The sequence below is a fragment of the Streptomyces sp. 549 genome (assembly GCF_030124175.1).
GTDB lineage: Bacteria > Actinomycetota > Actinomycetes > Streptomycetales > Streptomycetaceae > Streptomyces.
Genome location: NZ_JASKMT010000006.1, coordinates 110,016 through 125,203 on the forward strand (window position 1 = coordinate 110,016; position 15,188 = coordinate 125,203).

Sequence of the window (15,188 nt, forward strand, 5' to 3'; positions counted from 1 at the left end):
GGTCAGGTCGCTTCGTCGTGAAGGTCCGTGCCGGGCAGGCCGTAGCTGTCGGCGATCAGGGCGTAGCTGCGCAACCGGGCCGCCGCGCCGTGCGCGTTGGCGGTGATCATCAGCTCGTCGGCGCCCGTGCGCTTCACCAGGCCGTCCAGGCCCCGCCGCACCTCGTCGGCGGTGCCGTGCACCACGTTGGCCAGCCAGCCGTCGGCGACCTCACGTTCCATGGGACTGAAGTCGTAGGACTCGGCCTCCTCCGGGCTGGGCACCAGGCCGGGGCGGCCGGCCCGCAGCCGGACCATGGACAGCGCCCCCGTCAGCACCTGGCGGCGCGCCTCCTTCTCCTCGTCGGCCGCGAGCGCCGACACGCCGATCAGGGCGTAGGGCTCGGACAGGACCTGCGAGGGCCGGAAGGAGTCCCGGTAGAGGTCGAGCGCGGGCAGGGTGTTGGCGGCGGAGAAGTGGTGGGCGAACGCGAACGGCAGGCCCAGGGTGCCGGCCAGGCGGGCGCTGAACCCGGAGGAGCCCAGCAGCCACACCGGGGGCCGTCCGGTCGCGCCCTGCACGGGGCCGGGCACGGCGTGGATGCGGGAGTAGCGGTGGCCGTCGGGGAAACCCGCGTCCAGGAAGCGCACCAGCTCGTCCAGTTGCTGCGGGAAGTCGTCGGCGCCCTCGCGCAGCCGGTCGGTGCGGCGCAGCGCGGCGGCCGTGGCGCCGTCCGTGCCGGGCGCCCGGCCCAGGCCCAGGTCGATGCGGCCGGGGGCGAGCGCCTCCAGCGTGCCGAACTGCTCGGCGATGACCAGCGGGGCGTGGTTGGGCAGCATCACTCCGCCCGACCCCAGCCGGATGCGGCGGGTGCCGGCGGCCAGGTGGGCGAGGATCACCGCGGGCGAGGAGCTGGCGACGCCGGGGATGGAGTGGTGCTCGGCGACCCAGTAGCGGTGGTAGCCGCGGCGCTCGGCGAGGCCGGCCAGTTCCGTGGAGGTGCGCAGCGCGTCGGCGGCGGTGCTGCCGGAGCCGACCGTCGCCAGGTCGAGCACCGACAGCGGGACGGATGCCTCGCCGCGCACCTGCCCGCGTATCTGCGTCCCGCGCTGTTCCGCCACCGTGTCCTGCCTCTCCTCGCCGTGCGTGCCTCCCGGCCAACCGGGGGCCGCCGCGGGCTATTCCCCGCGGCGGCACGGCGGTGACGGGCGGCACATCCGGGCGGGCGGCGCGGGTGCGCCGCCCGGGTCAGGAGGCGCCGAAGAGGCGGCCGAGCGACGGGCAACGCACTTCGCCGTGCGTGCCGTCGAGCAGCCGCAGCCCCTCCCAGACGGTGACCTGGTTGGCGGTCAGCACCGGCTTGCCCAGCGTGTACTCCAGGTCGGTGATGTGGGCGGCGCTGTGCAGGGCCGTGTCGGGCAGCAGCACGGCCTGCGCGTCCGGGTGGTCCCCGGCACCGGCCATGGTGAGCGTCTCCGCCCGTCCCCAGGTGCCCACCTCGGCGGCGGTGATGATGCCGCTGCCGCGCAGCGAGACCACCTCGACGCCGGCCGCCTTCAGGAACGCCGCGAAGTGCTCGGCGACGTCGTCCGGGTAGGTGGCGGCGACGGCGACCCGCTCCAGGCCGAGTGCCCGCGCGGCGTGGGCGAACGCGAAGGAGGTGCTGGAGGCCGGCAGCGCCGCGGCTGCGGAAAGCTCCCGCACCTGGCGGTGCGCGCCCTCCCAGCCGAAGACGAAGCTGGCGCTGGTGCAGGCCCAGACGACGGCCTGCGCGCCCTGCTGCTTGAGCGCGTCCACACCGGCCGCCAACCGGTCGGTGGAGCCCATCTCCAGGAGGGCGTCGACACGGTGCGCGTCCTCGCCGATGTCGGTGTGCACCAGCGGGAGGCGGACGTCGGCTCCCGCTTCCCGCAGCATCCCCTCCAGCCTGGGGTAGTCGTCCTCCGCCGAGTGGCCGGGGTAGAGGAACCCGACCGACTGCCCGGACGCCTGGGCCATCTGCAACTCCCTTGAGCGGTGGTGCTTCCCCCTGCGCCCCGCAGGGGTCATACCGGCGGAAGGCCGCCCGGGTCCTCCCCGAGCGGCGGCTCCGCCAGGATGTCGATCGGCTCGGCCTCCGCCGGCAGGGCCGTCTCGGCATAGGCGGCCTCAGGCGGCGGCAGTGGCTCGCCTGCCGGCTCCGGCAGCGCCGCCATGGAAGCGGGGCCGCGCCTGGCCACCGGGTCGAGCAGTGCCTGGTACGGTCCCACGGCCTGCTTGCCGATGGCACGCAGCGCGGCCCACACCGTCACCTGGTTCGCCGACAGCACCGGCATGCGCAGCTCGGCCTCGAGCTGCGGGATGACGTCGTAGGTCGGCAGGTTGGTGCAGCTGATGAAGAGCGCGTCCGGGTTGTCGGCGACGGCTTCCCTGGCCATGCCCACGACGTCCCGGTAGGGCACCTTCCAGATGTGCCGGGTGAGGCCGAGGTAGCTGCGCCCGGTCACCTCGACGCCGGCCTCGCCGAGGTAGTCCTCCAGCGAGTCGGTCACCGACTTGGTGTAGGGCGTGACGACGGCGACCCGGCGGGCGCCGATCTCCCGCAGCGCGGCGAGCAGCGCGCCGGAGGTCGTGAGGGCCGGGACCTCGCCCGCCTGGACCATGGCCGCGGTGATGCCCCGCTCTCCGGCGTCGCCTCCGACGAAGGACCCGGACGTGCAGGCGTAGGCGACGACCTCGGGGGCGACGGCGATGAGGGCCTGTACGGCCTCGCGGAGTGTCTCGTGCTCGCTCACCAGCCGGGCGAGGTCCAGGCTCACCTCGACCGGCACGAACGGGGTGCGCGTCAGGTGGAGTGACACGTCGTCAGGTACCCAGCGCCACAGCTCCCGGTCCAGCGCGAAGTCGAACGGCGCGACGATTCCCACGCCGCGCTGCGGCTCCGGGCCGCCTAGAAACGAGACATCCATTTTCGAGCCCCTCATCATGCGCAGGGACCGGCCAATGAGGCCGGGGAGAAAAAAGAAGCCGGACGAGTGCCGGAACGCCGGGACAGATGCCTTCATTGACGAAGGTAGTTTCTTCTCCCTACCGTGGTCAATCCTTGCATCCGCATGGACGTCCCGTCTCGCTGCCCAGTGAAACCCGCCCTCGTTTCGAAATGGTTTCTCCTCCATGTCCGAACCCCGTGTCCTCGTCCTCGACGCCGATCCGCTGCCCGACCTCAGCAGGCTCGCCGGCCGGGCGGAGGTCCTGCACGCCGACGAGCACACCCTCGCCGCACGGCTGCCGCACGCCGATGTCCTGCTGGTTTGGCACTTCACCTCGGACGCGGTCAAGTCGGCCTGGCCGGGCGGCGGCCCGCGCCCGGCGTGGGTGCACACCGCGAGCGCCGGAGTGGACCGGCTGCTGCCGGAGCTGGCCGGCTCGAACACCGTGATCACCAATGCCCGGGGCGTCTTCGACCAGCCCATCGCCGAATACGTGGCCGGTTTGGTGGTGGCCATGGCCAAGGATTTTGCCGGCACATGGGAATTGCAGCGCGAACACCGGTGGCGGCACCGGGAGACAAAACGCGTCGCCGGAACACGGGCAGTGGTGGTGGGTTCCGGCCCCATTGGCCGCGCTATCGGCCGCACTTTGCAGGCACTGGGTGTCACGGTGGAACTCGTGGGGCGGCGGGAACGTGGCGGCGATCCGGAATTCGGCACGGTGCGGGCCGCCGACGCGCTGCACGGCCTGCTGCCGGAGGCCGACTGGGTGGTGTGCGCCGCTCCCCTCACCGCGGCGACGGTCGGCCTCTTCGACGCCGACGCGTTCGCCAGGATGAACCCCGCGGCGCACTTCGTCAACATCGGCCGGGGGCGGCACGTGGTGACGGCCGACCTCGTCGACGCGCTGCGGCGCGGTGTGATCCGGGGGGCGGCCGTGGACGTGCTGGACGAGGAGCCGCTGCCGCCCGGCAGCCCGCTGTGGGACGTACCGGGGCTGCTGGTGTCGCCGCACATGAGCGGCGACACGCTGGGCTGGCGCGACGACCTCGCGGTGCAGTTCTGCGACAACTTCGACCGCTGGGCCGCGGGTGAACCGCTGCTCAACGTGGTGGACAAGGAGCTGGGGTACGTCCCCGCCACCTGACGCCGCGGCGCCCCGGGCCACCGGGGCGCCCCACCGCCGCCCGGCGCGCCGCCGGGCGGCCTCCCCTTCCGGAGGACCGCGTTGACCGATCTGACCTCCATGACCGCGACGGAACTCGTCGCGGGCTACGCCGCAGGTGACTTCTCACCCGTCGAGGTGACCGGGGCGGTGCTCGCCCGTGCCGAGGCCGTCCAGCCGCGGGTGAACGCGTTCGTGCGGATCGACGCGGAGCCCGCGCTGCGGCAGGCGCGGGCGTCCGAGGAGCGCTGGCGTGCCGGTGAGCCGGCGGGGCTGGTCGACGGGGTGCCCGTCACCGTGAAGGACATCCTGCTGCAGCGCGGCGGTCCGACGCTGCGCGGCTCCTGGGCGCTGTCCACCGACGGCCCCTGGGAGGAGGACGCGCCCTCGGTGGCCGGTCTGCGGCGGCACGGCGCGGTGTTCCTCGGCAAGACCACCACCCCGGAGTTCGGCTGGAAGGGTGTCACCGACAGCCCCCGGCACGGCGCCACCGGCAACCCGTACGACCCGTCCCGCACCGCCGGCGGTTCCAGCGGCGGCAGTGCCGCGGCGGTGGCGCTGGGAGCGGGCCCGCTGTCGCTGGGCACCGACGGCGGCGGGTCGGTGCGCATCCCGGCGTCGTTCAGCGGGGTCTTCGCGCTGAAGCCGACCTACGGGCGGGTGCCGCTCTATCCGGCGAGCGCCTTCGGCACGCTGGCGCACGTGGGCCCGATGACCCGGGACGCCGCCGACGCCGCGCTGCTGATGGACGTCGTCAGCGGTCCCGACCCGCGGGACTGGTCGCATCTGGGCCCGGTGCCGGGGAGCTTCCGCGACCAGCTGGCCGGTGGCGTGCGCGGTCTGCGCGTCGCCTTCTCCCCCGACTTCGGCGGCCGGGTGCCGGTGGACCCGGAGGTGGCCGCCTCGGTGCGGGCGGCGGTCGACACGCTGGCCGGGCTGGGGGCGCACGTGGAGCAGGCCGACCCGGGGTTCGCCGACCCGGTGGAGGCGTTCCACACGCTGTGGTTCGCGGGCGCGGCCCGGGTCACGCAGGGCTTCGGCCCCGAGCAGCGCGAACGCATGGACCCGGGCCTGCGGGACATCTGCGAGCAGGGGGCGGCGCGCTCGGCGCTGGACTACCTGGAGGCGGTGGACGTGCGGATGGCACTCGGCGCGGCCATGGGCGCCTTCCACGAGCGGTACGACCTGCTGGTGACGCCGACCATGCCGATCACCGCGTTCGGCGCCGGCCGCGAGGTCCCCGAGAGTTCGACTCACACCCGGTGGACGGGGTGGACGCCGTTCTCGTACCCGTTCAACCTCACGCAGCAGCCCGCGGCGAGCGTGCCGTGCGGGGTGGACGGCGACGGGCTGCCGATCGGGGTGCAGCTGGTCGCCGCCCGGCACGGTGACGCCCTGGTGCTGCGCGCCTGCCACGCGCTGTACGGCGCGGGCCTGGGCCGGCTGGCGGCGCCCCGGCTGCTCGGCGAGTCGCTGCCGGGCTGAGCGGAGGCCGGTGCCGGGCGGGCTGCGCGCGGCACCGGCCTCCGCTCAGCCGGTCACCGGGGTGCGTTTGCGGTTGCGGGCTGCGGATTGCGGGCTGCGGGGTCAGGCGCGGCGGAAGCTGAGGGACTCCCCCAGCGCTCCGGCGCGCCACAGGTCCTGGCAGGCGTCCGCCATCCGGTCCAGGCCGTCGACGACGCTGCCCCAGACGATGCCGGGCACCCAGCCCGCGTCGCCGTTGATCAGCAGGTTGTTGCGTTCGTAGAAGAGGGCGAGGTCGACGACGGTGGTGCGGCCCTGGTGGTCGGCGTCCGACTCGTAGCCGTAGGACGCGGTGCCCAGCTGGGTCTGGGTGAAGGTGAAGTAGCACAGGTCACCCGGGATGGGGGTGACGGTCGGGTTCTCCAGCGGCGGCTCCTCGGGCGCGAAGGGCGGCAGCAGGGCGTAGATCTCGTTGCGGGCGTACTTGGCGTGGTAGACGTCCCCGCCCAGCGGCAGTGCGTTCCACACCGCGGCGCAGGTGATCGGCGCGCGGTCGTCGAGCAGCTTGGCGGTGCAGCTGACGCCGCGCTTCTCGAGCGAGACGGTGATGAAGCGGTCGGCCATCGTGCCTCCAGTCAGTGTTCCCGGCGATGGTGGCATACGAGCGGTTCTGCCCACGCGGACGACATTCGATCCCCCGGCCGCCCACCGGAATCGCGACCGGTGCGCGGGGGCTGGCGCCGGGACACAGCAGAAGGCCCCCCGCTGGTGCGGAGGGCCTTCGGTCGTCTGTGCGCCGCCAGGGACTCGAACCCCGGACCCGCTGATTAAGAGTCAGCTGCTCTAACCAACTGAGCTAGCGGCGCCTGCTGACGTGTGATGATCCTACCCGGTGCCGGGCAGTGCCCGGCAACCGGATTTGCCGCCCGCGCCGCGGGGCTCAGAGGGACAGTGAGAGCAGGACGGGCGCGGCCTGCTCGTTGAGCTTGCGGGCGGCGGCCCGCAGCCGGTGCGCGTGCTCCAGCGGGAGCGACAGCGCCAGGCAGCCGACCGAGGACCCGGCCGTCACCGGGACCGCCGCGCAGACCGTGCCGACGGCGTACTCCTGGAGGTCCAGCACCGGCACGGTCGGCGGCTGGCTGTCGAGCTGGCTGAACAGCACCCGCTCGTTGGTCGTGGTGCGGGACGTCAGCCGGATGGTGCGGTGGCGCGAGAGGTGGTCGCGGCGGCCGTCGTGGTCGAGCTGCGTGAGCAGGCACTTCCCGACGGCGCTGGCGTGGGCGGCGGCCTTGAAGTCCACCCACTCGTTCACCGCGGGCGTCCCGGGGCCGGCCGCGAACTGGGTGATCTTGACCTCGCCGTCGACGTAGCGGCTGATGTAGACCGCGGCGCCGATGTCGTCGCGCAGCTCGGTGAGGGTGCGTTGCAGCTTGTCCTGGAGCAGCGCCCTGCGGTCGGCTCCTCCGGAGAGCCGGCTCAGCGCCTCACCGGCGACGTAGCCGCCGTCGGGGAGCTGTTCGAGGTAGCCCTCCCGGCGGAGCATGATCAGCAGATGCGCCAGATGGCCGGGCGGCAGGCCCGCCTCGCGGGCGAGCCGGTCCTCGGTGGCGCCGTCGCCCTGCCCGGCTACTGCCTCCAGCACCCGCAGTGCGTACTGCACCGAATGGAACGGCACAGTCGGCAAGGGCTCAGGTGCCACGGTGTCCCCCTCGGAAGGTAGTGACCGCTTGCGTCGCGACCGTCGCTGCCGGTCACGTACGTGCGTTATCACGATAACGCCCAAGACCCCGTTCCTGGCTAGTCGTTGCACCTATCGGCATATGCCCGTGGCCAGGGGTGTTGCCGATCCGGGTCCGGCGGCGGGGCTACCGGACCCGGATCGTCCGCTCAGAGCACCGCGCTGAGGAACTCGCGCGTCCGCTCGTGGTCGGGGTTGTTGAACATCTTCTCCGGGCTGCCCGACTCGATGACGCGGCCCTCGTTGAACATCAGGACCTCGTCGGAGATGTCCCGGGCGAAGCTCATCTCGTGGGTGACGCAGAGCATGGTGATGTCCGTGCTGTGGGCGATGTCGCGCAGCACGTCCAGCACCCCCGCGACCAGCTCCGGGTCGAGCGCGGAGGTGACCTCGTCCAGCAGCAGCACCTGCGGGCGCATGGCGAGCGCGCGGGCGATCGCCACCCGCTGCTGCTGGCCGCCGGACAGCTGGGAGGGGTACTTGTCCACGTGCTCGGTCAGGCCGACCAGTTCCAGCAGGCCGCGGGCCCGCTCGTCGGCCTCGTCCTTGGACATGCCCAGCACGTGCACCGGCGCCTCGGTGATGTTCCGCAGCACCTTCATGTTGGGGAAGAGGTTGAACTGCTGGAAGACCATGCCGATCTTCTTGCGGACCTCCCGGGTGTGCTTCTCCCCGGCCCGTACGAGCTTGCCGCCGCGTTCCTCGTGGGTGAGGTACTCGCCGTCCACCATGATGGTGCCCTCGTCGGGGGTGAGCAGCGTCATCAGCAGGCGCAGGATCGTGGTCTTGCCCGATCCGGACGGTCCGATGAGCGTCACGTGCTTGCCGGAGGCGACGCTGAACTCCAGGTTGTCGAGCACGGTGTTGTCACCGAAGCGCTTGGTGACGCCGTCGAACCGGATCAGCTCGCTGCCGTCGACCTTGGGGTTGCCGGCGGCGTCCGTCGGCGGGGTGCTGGGGGTTTCACTGGACAAGACGACGCTCCAGGGCTCGGATGAGAAGTGAGGCCGGGTAGGCGATGAGGATGAAGGCGATGCCGACGACCGTGTAGGCCTCGAAGGTGAAGGTCTCGTTGCTGAACGAGCGGGCCTCGCCGAGCATCTCGAACGCGCCGATGACCGCGATCATCGGCGAGTCCTTGAGCATCGCGACCACGTAGTTGCCCAGTGCGGGCACCACGCGGCGGATGGCCTGCGGCAGGATCACCGAGGTCCAGGTGCGGCGGCGCGGCAGGCTGAGCGCGGTGGCCGCCTCCCACTGGCCGGCCGGCACCCCCTCGATCCCCGCCCGGTAGACCTCGGCGGTGTAGGTGGAGTAGTGCAGGCCCAGGCCGATGATGCCGGTCGCGAGCGGCGACATCGAGGGGCCCCACTCGGGCACCACGTAGAAGAGGAAGAAGAGCTGCACCAGCAGCGGGGTGTTGCGGATGAACTCGGTGACCGCGGTCACCGGCCAGCTCACCCACTTGCGGGGCGACCGCTGCGCCAGCGCCCAGACCAGGCCCAGTGCGAAGGCGATGAGGCTGCCCACCACCAGGGCCTGCAGGGTGACCAGCAGTCCGTCCCAGAATCGCGGCATGAAGTCGCCGACGACGTCCCAGTCCCAGTTCATCCGATGCCTCCTGCGGACTGCGACGAGGCCTGCGAGGACTCACCGCGGGCGTCGAGCTTGCGGCTCAGGAAGCCGCGCTGCCGCGGCTTGCCCTGGCCGATGCCGGCCTTGGCGTGGCGTTCGAGTGCCCGCATGCCGCGGGTCAGGACGAACGCGATCACGAAGTACGAGAACAGCAGCAGCGTGTAGGCGGGCGCGCTCTCGTTGCTGGCGAGCCTGGCCAGGTTGCCGGCGAAGGTCATGTCGGCCACCGAGATGACCGAGACCAGCGCGGTCCCCTTGAGCAGTTCGATCAGCAGGTTGTTGAACGACGGGATCATCTCCGGCCAGGCCTGCGGCAGTTCGATGCGCCGCAGCCGCTGGAGCCGGGTGAAGCTCAGTGCGATGCCCGCCTCGCGCTGCTCGGTGGCCACCGACTGGAGCGCGCCGCGCACGACCTCGGAACCGTAGGCGCCGTAGGTGAGGCCGAGCGCCACCACGCCGGCGCCCATCGGCACGAACTGCCAGCCGAACATCAGCGGGAAGGCGAACGCCATCCACAGCATGAAGACCAGCGCGGAGGTGCCGCGGAAGATCTCGAAGTAGATGCCGGCCAGGAACCGCACGATCCACCACTTCGAGGAGCGGGCGATGCCGATGCCGAAAGCGACGAGCGCGGCCAGGGCCGCGCTGTACAGGGTGACCTGGATGGTGATCCAGATGCCGGGCAGGAACCAGTTGGTGAAGATGCCTGAGGTCATGAGCACAGCTCCTCGGCGGTGAGGTCCGTCATCTCGTCCTCGGTGAAGCCGAAGGGGCTGACGATCTCCAGCAGCTCCCGGTAGTCGTCCTCCTTGAGCTTGTGCAGCTCCTCGTTGAAGGCGTCGCGGAAGTTCTTCTCCGACAGCCGGAACGCGAACCCGCCGGCACCGTAGGCGGGCTCACCGTCCACCTCGGGCTGGAAGGGCTCGGTCGACTCGGCCCGGGGCGAGTTCTTCACCACGCCGGCGACCGTGATGTTGGTGCCGGCGAACGCGTCCACCCGGCCCTGCACCACCGCGTCGAGCCCGGCGACCTGGTCGGGCAGGATGAGGATGTCCTTCACCCCGGCGGCCCTGGCGTACTCGATCTCGGCGTACGCCTCGCCGCTGGCGAGCCGCAGGCCCTTCTCCACGATGTCCTCGTAGGTGCGGATGCCCTCCGGGTTGCCCTTGCGCACGATGAACGAGTCGAGCATCAGGTAGTCGGGATCGGAGAACAGGACCTGCGCGCACCGGGTCGGGTTGATGTACATGCCCGCGGACACCACGTCGAACTGCTGCGCCTTGAGCCCGGGGATGAGTGCGCTGAACTCCGTGGGTACGGGCACGACGTTGTCGATGCCCAGCCGCTTGAAGATGACCTTGGCGATCTCCGGGGCCTCACCCGTGGGTTCGCCCTCGTCGTTGATGTAACCGAACGGGGGTTCGCTGGCGATACCGATGCGCACCGTCCCCTTGTCCCGCAGTCGCTCCAGCAGATCGCCGCCCTCCACGCGGCCCTCGTTCGGTGCTCGGCTGCAACCTGCCGCCCCGAGTACGCCCAGCGCCGCCACGCCGGTGAGCAGCGAGCGGCGACTGATACCGGCTTCGTTCGATGCGGCGAATGCCTGAATCCTTCTCGGTGGTGGAGCCATGGGCGCGCCACTACCCAGGTTGGCGAGGTCTATGCGGGTCGTTTCCGGCCGGTGATCTGGTTGTGTCGTCACGCAGTGCGTATATCACGTGACGGTGGGTGTCGGGCAGGCTTGACACATGCGTACCGACGAGATCGCCGAACTGGCGTGGCAGGTAGCGGAGACGGCACGGATCGAGGGGCGCCCGAGGGGACTGCTGGGCCTCGCCGGACCACCGGGGGCGGGAAAGTCGACCCTGGCGCGGGCACTGGTGGCCGAGTTGCGGGAACAGCACGGACCGACGGCGGCCGGGTACGCGCCGATGGACGGATTCCACCTCTCCAACACGCAGTTGGACCGCCTCGGACTGCGGGCCCGCAAGGGCGCACCGGCGACCTTCGACGTGGCCGGCTACGCGGCCCTGCTGGCCCGGCTCGCCACCCCTGAGCCGGAGGACGTCTACTGTCCGGATTTCGACCGTTCACTGGACGAACCCGTCGCGGCGCGGCACCTGGTACCCGCCGCCACCGCCCTGGTGGTGACCGAGGGCAACTACCTGGCCGTGGACCTGCCCGGCTGGGCGCGGGCACGGGCCTCACTGGACGCCCTGTGGTACCTCGACGGCCCGTCGGGCGAGCTGGAAGAACGCCTGGTGGCACGGCATGTGACAGGTGGTCTGGCCCGGCCTGCGGCGGCGGCTCGGGTGCGGGCCAACGACCTACCCAACGCGGAGCTGGTGCGGACGTCGCGGAACGCGCGGTGGATCAACCAGATCGTTCATTGGTCTGGACATGTCTGAGCACCGCCACTAGGTTCGGCTTTGGTCTAGACCGCAACACCGCTTGCCGCAAGCCTCACAGGCCCCTCCACCCCACGGAGAGAGAGAAGCATGCGCACCAGGATCACAGCCGCCCTGACCGGACTCGGCATCGCCGGAGCCGCCATGTTCGCGATGGGAGGTTCGGCCCAGGGCCACGGCTGGAGCGAGGCCCCGACTAGCCGGCAGGCGTTCTGCGCCAACGGCACCGTCAACAACTGCGGTTCCATCCAGTGGGAGCCGCAGAGCGTCGAAGGCCCCAAGGGCTTCCCCCAGGCCGGCCCGCGGGACGGCGCCATCTGCTCGGGCGGCAACCAGCAGTTCGCCCAGCTCGACGACCCGCGCGGCGGGAACTGGCCGACCAACAAGCTCACCGGCGGCCAGGGCTACACCTTCAAGTGGAAGCTGACCGCCGCTCACGCGACGAGCGACTTCAAGTACTACATCACCAAGGACGGCTGGGACCCGAACAAGCCGCTCACCCGGGCCGACCTGGAGAGCCAGCCCTTCATGACCGTCTCCATGGGCGGCCAGCGACCCGCCTTCGACTGGAGCCACCAGGGCACCGTGCCCACCGGCAAGTCCGGCAAGCACCTGATCCTGGGCGTGTGGACGATCGCGGACACCGCGAACGCCTTCTACGCATGCTCCGACGTGGAGCTCTGAGCCGACCGGGCGCCGGCCCGCCCGGACGCCGCACTCTCTGGTGATCCCCGGCCGCCACACGTCGGGCACCACCAGGCGGTGGGCCCGGTGCCCCTGACCGGGGGCGTCGGGCCCACCGCAGCCAAACGTGTCACCCCTGCGCGCCGCGCATCGGGCAATTCACACCTATGCCATATTTGCCGCATGCGCAGGCCCATGTCCGGCACCGCCGGAGCACCCCAGGGAGAAGGCCGCGAGGACCTCCTCGACGAGCACGCCTCGGCGCTCCCCCGTGCCCGCGCCGCCCGGCTGCTGCTGGCCCACCGGCACGGCAACCAGGTCGCCTTCGACGGCGCACTGGACGGGCTGTTCTGCGACGAACCCACCCGGGACCTGGTCGCCGCCCTGTGCTGGATCGCCGGCGAGGGCGTGCGGCAGTGCCACCGCACCGACGAGGCCGCCGACCGCGAACTGCACCGCCTGGCGAGCCTGGCCGCCTACGGCGAGCGCTGGACCGAGACGCACGAGGAGGCCGCGCCGGACGTCGCGGACCTGCTGACGGCCGTGACGCAGGACGACGTGGAGCGGGTGCGCGCGCTGCTGCGGGCCACCCCGGACACCACCTACCTGCTGGGCGGCCTGGTGCAGGCGTTCGCACTGCTGCTGCCGGCGGTGCCACGCCCGTACCTGCGGCGCGTACTCACCGAGCTGCGCACCACCCGGCCGCCCGCCCAGCCCCCCGACTCCGCCGGGCCCGAGCCGGACGGGGCCCAGCCGCCGGAAGCCGACCCGCCCGCTGCGGACCCGTTCGACGCCGTCCCGTTCGACGCCGTCCCGTCCGAGGAGGCCCCGTTCGAGGAGGCCCCGCCCGAGGACGCGCGCGAGGGCAGTGGGCACCCGGCACCCGTGAGCCCGCCCGAACCGCTCGCACCCGCCGCTCCCACCGCACCTGCCGCACCTGCCGCGCCTTTCTTCTTCGACGGCCCCGACGACCCGACCGGCCCCGAGGACCCGACCGGAGCCGCCGGGGCTCCGCCGCCGCCCGGGGCTCCGCCGCGCCCGGAGCAGCCACCGCGCCCGGAGCAGCCACCGCGGCCGGTGGACGGGTGGCCCCCTGGCGGGTGGTCCGGGGCACCCCCCGGCATCGGGTAAGCTTTTTCTGCCGGTCACGACCGGCGCCCGCGCCGCTAGCTCAGTTGGTTAGAGCAGCTGACTCTTAATCAGCGGGTCCGGGGTTCGAGTCCCTGGCGGCGCACCGCAGCACAACGGCTGAGGCCCCTCCCTTCGCGGGAGGGGCCTCAGCCGTTCGGTGTGTCACCTGCCGTCGGACAGCTCCGCCGCGAGCTGCCGCACATCCGGCGCTCCGCCGGGCCGAGCGGCTGTCCGGGGCGCAGCCGCCCGGGGCGGCCTGGCAGCGTGCCGAGGCCCTCGGCCGCCGGCGGCAGCGGCGGCACGCACACCCACCGCAGGCCCGCCGGTGTCCTTGGGCACCGCGCCGGGCCAGCCGCCTTCGATGAACCCCACTCCGAAGGCGGCGCTTCCGCCGCCCGGATGGCATCCCGGTCGACCGGCGCTTGAGCCGCGCTCCGGTGAGGCTCGACTCCCACAGGGGAGCATTCAGGGGGGTATGTCCGACCTGGACGACCTGGCGGACCGTCTGGCCAGGACCCGGTGGACCGGTGAGCTGCCCGGTGTGGGCGACGCCTACGGCGTGCCGCTGGACCGGGTGCGCGACCTCACCGCCTACTGGCGGGACGGCTTCGTCTGGCGGCACTGGGAGGCGCGGCTCAACGCCCACCCGCAGTTCACCACCACGATCGACGGTTGGAACATCCACTTCCTGCACGTGCGTTCCGCCGAGCCGGACGCGATGCCGCTGGTCCTCACCCACGGCTGGCCGATGTCGGTAGTGGAGTTCCTCGACGTGATCGGCCCGCTCACCGACCCGGCAGCGCACGGCGGCGACCCGGCCGACGCCTTCCACCTGGTGATCCCGTCGCTGGGCGAAGCTGATGCCGGCTCGGCCACACCCGCTACGGCGCGCACGGCGTGGACTGGGGATCGTTCCTGACCGGCGTGCTCGGCGAGACCGTGCCGGAGGGGCTGATCGGACTGCACCTGACCATGCCGTTCGCCGGCCCGCCCGCCGAGCAGGTCGCGCTCGACGAACGCGACCTGGCGGGGCTGGCCGCGCTGAACGAGTTCCCCGAGGACGCCCGCAGGCCCCGCGCCTGGTGCGAGCAGCGGTTCACCGACCTGCGCCGGTGGACCGACCACGAGCACGGCGGCCACTTCCCCGCCCTGAAGCAGCCCGAAGTGCTGGTGTCCGAGCTGCGCTCGTTCTTCGCCGACCTGCGCTGAGCCGTTCGGCGCCAACGCCCGGCGCGTTGTGACCGGGCCGCCGCCACGACCGCCCGCCCAACCACCGTGCCCCGCCGCCGTTCCGCCCGTTGGAGGTTCAGTGACCACCGCCGAGGACGTCCGCGTCCACCCGTTCCCCGGTTCCAGCCGCCGCGGCCTGTCGCCCGGTCTTCGCCGAACAGGGCTTCTCCGCCGAGCGCGACGTGCTGTCCGCACTCACCACCGCCCGGGCGGGCGAGGACCGCCTCGACCCGGGCGAGCTGATCGGCCTCGGCTACACCCTGCTGGGCACCGGCTACGACCCCACCGCGGGCCAGATCGGCAACGTCGCACTGACCCTGCTCACCAACCACCCCGCCCTGTGGCACCGCCTCGGCACGCACCCCGGCGAGGTCCCACAGGCCGTGAGGGAGCCGCTGCGGGTGGTCAACCTCAACGCCGACGACACCTCCGGACTGCCGCGCATCGCCACCGAGGACGTCACGGTCGCGGGAGTGCGCATACCGGCCGGGGACGCGGTGTTCCTCTCCTTCGCCTCCGCCAACCGCGACGAGGCCGTCTTCGACGCGCCCGAGCAGGCCGACTTCCACCGCTCCCCCGAACCGCACCTGGCGTTCGGCCACGGCATCCACCGCTACCTGGACGCCGGGCTGGCACGGCTGGAACTGGCCGTGGTACTGGAGGAGTTGACCAACCGATTCCCGCACACGCAGCTAGCCGTACCGGAACACGAGCTGCGCCGGCGGGCCGGCGACGTCAACCACAACCTGCTCGCTCTGCCCGTCCACCTGCGAAGGACCACCTGA

The 15,188-nt window shown here is 72.2% G+C and carries 17 protein-coding genes and 2 tRNA genes; 9 read left to right on the forward strand and 10 right to left on the reverse strand.

Annotation, left to right across the window (positions count from 1 at the left end; genetic code table 11):
* Positions 1-2: 2 nt before the first annotated feature.
* From QNO07_RS09875 to QNO07_RS09885, 3 genes are all read right to left on the reverse strand, one after another.
* On the reverse strand, positions 3-1,100 hold the full coding sequence (locus QNO07_RS09875; protein WP_283991354.1) for an LLM class flavin-dependent oxidoreductase: 1,098 nt from the start codon (positions 1,098-1,100) through the stop codon (positions 3-5).
* Positions 1,101-1,227: 127 nt separating this feature from the next.
* Positions 1,228-1,977 carry a maleate cis-trans isomerase family protein gene (locus QNO07_RS09880; RefSeq protein ID WP_283991355.1) on the reverse strand — a complete coding sequence of 250 codons (750 nt, stop codon included), beginning with the start codon at positions 1,975-1,977 and terminating at the stop codon, positions 1,228-1,230.
* A 47-nt stretch (positions 1,978-2,024) separates the two neighbouring features.
* Positions 2,025-2,927 (reverse strand): maleate cis-trans isomerase family protein, encoded by a 903-nt coding sequence (locus QNO07_RS09885; RefSeq protein WP_283991356.1) that lies wholly within the window; start codon positions 2,925-2,927, stop codon positions 2,025-2,027.
* 205 nt (positions 2,928-3,132) lie between these two features.
* Here QNO07_RS09885 and QNO07_RS09890 point away from each other — a divergent pair, with 205 nt between their 5' ends.
* Both QNO07_RS09890 and QNO07_RS09895 read left to right on the forward strand, forming a co-directional pair.
* The gene (locus QNO07_RS09890; RefSeq protein WP_283991357.1) at positions 3,133-4,095 is read left to right on the forward strand and encodes a D-2-hydroxyacid dehydrogenase; all 963 of its coding nucleotides are present in this window, start codon (positions 3,133-3,135) and stop codon (positions 4,093-4,095) included.
* Between the two features lie 81 nt (positions 4,096-4,176).
* Positions 4,177-5,598, forward strand: coding sequence for an amidase (locus QNO07_RS09895; RefSeq protein WP_283991358.1), 1,422 nt, complete (start codon positions 4,177-4,179; stop codon positions 5,596-5,598).
* A 102-nt stretch (positions 5,599-5,700) separates the two neighbouring features.
* On the opposite strand, the gene QNO07_RS09900 is transcribed toward QNO07_RS09895, so the two are convergent.
* The 7 genes from QNO07_RS09900 to ehuB all read right to left on the reverse strand — a co-directional run bounded on the left by QNO07_RS09900 (position 5,701) and on the right by ehuB (position 10,580).
* Complete coding sequence (locus tag QNO07_RS09900) at positions 5,701-6,201, reverse strand: DUF3830 family protein (protein WP_283991359.1); 501 nt, start codon at positions 6,199-6,201, stop codon at positions 5,701-5,703.
* A 168-nt stretch (positions 6,202-6,369) separates the two neighbouring features.
* Positions 6,370-6,443, reverse strand: a tRNA-Lys gene (locus QNO07_RS09905).
* Between the two features lie 74 nt (positions 6,444-6,517).
* Entirely contained in the window at positions 6,518-7,276 is a 759-nt protein-coding gene (locus QNO07_RS09910; RefSeq protein ID WP_283991361.1) for an IclR family transcriptional regulator, read from the reverse strand.
* 188 nt (positions 7,277-7,464) lie between these two features.
* Entirely contained in the window at positions 7,465-8,289 is an 825-nt protein-coding gene (gene ehuA / locus QNO07_RS09915; RefSeq protein ID WP_283991362.1) for an ectoine/hydroxyectoine ABC transporter ATP-binding protein EhuA, read from the reverse strand.
* Entirely contained in the window at positions 8,279-8,926 is a 648-nt protein-coding gene (gene ehuD / locus QNO07_RS09920; protein WP_283991364.1) for an ectoine/hydroxyectoine ABC transporter permease subunit EhuD, read from the reverse strand. The genes ehuA and ehuD overlap by 11 nt, the downstream gene beginning before the upstream one ends.
* Positions 8,923-9,666 carry an ectoine/hydroxyectoine ABC transporter permease subunit EhuC gene (gene ehuC, locus QNO07_RS09925; RefSeq protein WP_283991366.1) on the reverse strand — a complete coding sequence of 248 codons (744 nt, stop codon included), beginning with the start codon at positions 9,664-9,666 and terminating at the stop codon, positions 8,923-8,925. Before ehuC ends, ehuD begins: the two co-directional genes overlap by 4 nt.
* Positions 9,663-10,580 carry an ectoine/hydroxyectoine ABC transporter substrate-binding protein EhuB gene (gene ehuB / locus QNO07_RS09930; RefSeq protein ID WP_283991367.1) on the reverse strand — a complete coding sequence of 306 codons (918 nt, stop codon included), beginning with the start codon at positions 10,578-10,580 and terminating at the stop codon, positions 9,663-9,665. Before ehuB ends, ehuC begins: the two co-directional genes overlap by 4 nt.
* Positions 10,581-10,698: 118 nt before the next feature.
* Between ehuB and QNO07_RS09935 the strand changes: the two genes are divergently transcribed.
* From QNO07_RS09935 to QNO07_RS09960, 7 genes are all read left to right on the forward strand, one after another.
* Positions 10,699-11,358, forward strand: coding sequence for a nucleoside/nucleotide kinase family protein (locus QNO07_RS09935; protein WP_283991368.1), 660 nt, complete (start codon positions 10,699-10,701; stop codon positions 11,356-11,358).
* A gap of 90 nt (positions 11,359-11,448) precedes the next feature.
* Complete coding sequence (locus QNO07_RS09940; RefSeq protein WP_283991369.1) at positions 11,449-12,042, forward strand: lytic polysaccharide monooxygenase auxiliary activity family 9 protein; 594 nt, start codon at positions 11,449-11,451, stop codon at positions 12,040-12,042.
* A gap of 183 nt (positions 12,043-12,225) precedes the next feature.
* Positions 12,226-13,173 (forward strand): hypothetical protein, encoded by a 948-nt coding sequence (locus QNO07_RS09945; protein ID WP_283991370.1) that lies wholly within the window; start codon positions 12,226-12,228, stop codon positions 13,171-13,173.
* A 29-nt stretch (positions 13,174-13,202) separates the two neighbouring features.
* Positions 13,203-13,276, forward strand: a tRNA-Lys gene (locus QNO07_RS09950).
* Positions 13,277-13,648: 372 nt separating this feature from the next.
* Positions 13,649-14,092 (forward strand): epoxide hydrolase N-terminal domain-containing protein, encoded by a 444-nt coding sequence (locus tag QNO07_RS27540; RefSeq protein WP_349636819.1) that lies wholly within the window; start codon positions 13,649-13,651, stop codon positions 14,090-14,092.
* Positions 14,071-14,382: a hypothetical protein gene (locus tag QNO07_RS27545; RefSeq protein ID WP_349636820.1), complete on the forward strand. Its 312-nt coding sequence runs from the start codon at positions 14,071-14,073 to the stop codon at positions 14,380-14,382. Before QNO07_RS27540 ends, QNO07_RS27545 begins: the two co-directional genes overlap by 22 nt.
* A gap of 203 nt (positions 14,383-14,585) precedes the next feature.
* A complete protein-coding gene (locus QNO07_RS09960; RefSeq protein ID WP_283991372.1) occupies positions 14,586-15,188 on the forward strand; it encodes a cytochrome P450 in 603 nt (200 codons plus the stop codon).

Excerpts from the sequence above, each read along its gene's own strand:
- QNO07_RS09880 (WP_283991355.1), bottom strand. The coding sequence starts at position 1,977 with ATGGCCCAGGCGTCCGGGCAGTCGGTCGGGTTCCTCTACCCCGGCCAC.
- QNO07_RS09885 (WP_283991356.1), bottom strand. The coding sequence starts at position 2,927 with ATGGATGTCTCGTTTCTAGGCGGCCCGGAGCCGCAGCGCGGCGTGGGA.
- QNO07_RS09890 (WP_283991357.1), top strand. The coding sequence starts at position 3,133 with ATGTCCGAACCCCGTGTCCTCGTCCTCGACGCCGATCCGCTGCCCGAC.
- QNO07_RS09900 (WP_283991359.1), bottom strand. The coding sequence starts at position 6,201 with ATGGCCGACCGCTTCATCACCGTCTCGCTCGAGAAGCGCGGCGTCAGC.
- ehuD (WP_283991364.1), bottom strand. The coding sequence starts at position 8,926 with ATGAACTGGGACTGGGACGTCGTCGGCGACTTCATGCCGCGATTCTGG.
- ehuC (WP_283991366.1), bottom strand. The coding sequence starts at position 9,666 with ATGACCTCAGGCATCTTCACCAACTGGTTCCTGCCCGGCATCTGGATC.
- ehuB (WP_283991367.1), bottom strand. The coding sequence starts at position 10,580 with ATGGCTCCACCACCGAGAAGGATTCAGGCATTCGCCGCATCGAACGAA.
- QNO07_RS09935 (WP_283991368.1), top strand. The coding sequence starts at position 10,699 with ATGCGTACCGACGAGATCGCCGAACTGGCGTGGCAGGTAGCGGAGACG.
- QNO07_RS09940 (WP_283991369.1), top strand. The coding sequence starts at position 11,449 with ATGCGCACCAGGATCACAGCCGCCCTGACCGGACTCGGCATCGCCGGA.
- QNO07_RS09945 (WP_283991370.1), top strand. The coding sequence starts at position 12,226 with ATGCGCAGGCCCATGTCCGGCACCGCCGGAGCACCCCAGGGAGAAGGC.
- QNO07_RS27540 (WP_349636819.1), top strand. The coding sequence starts at position 13,649 with ATGTCCGACCTGGACGACCTGGCGGACCGTCTGGCCAGGACCCGGTGG.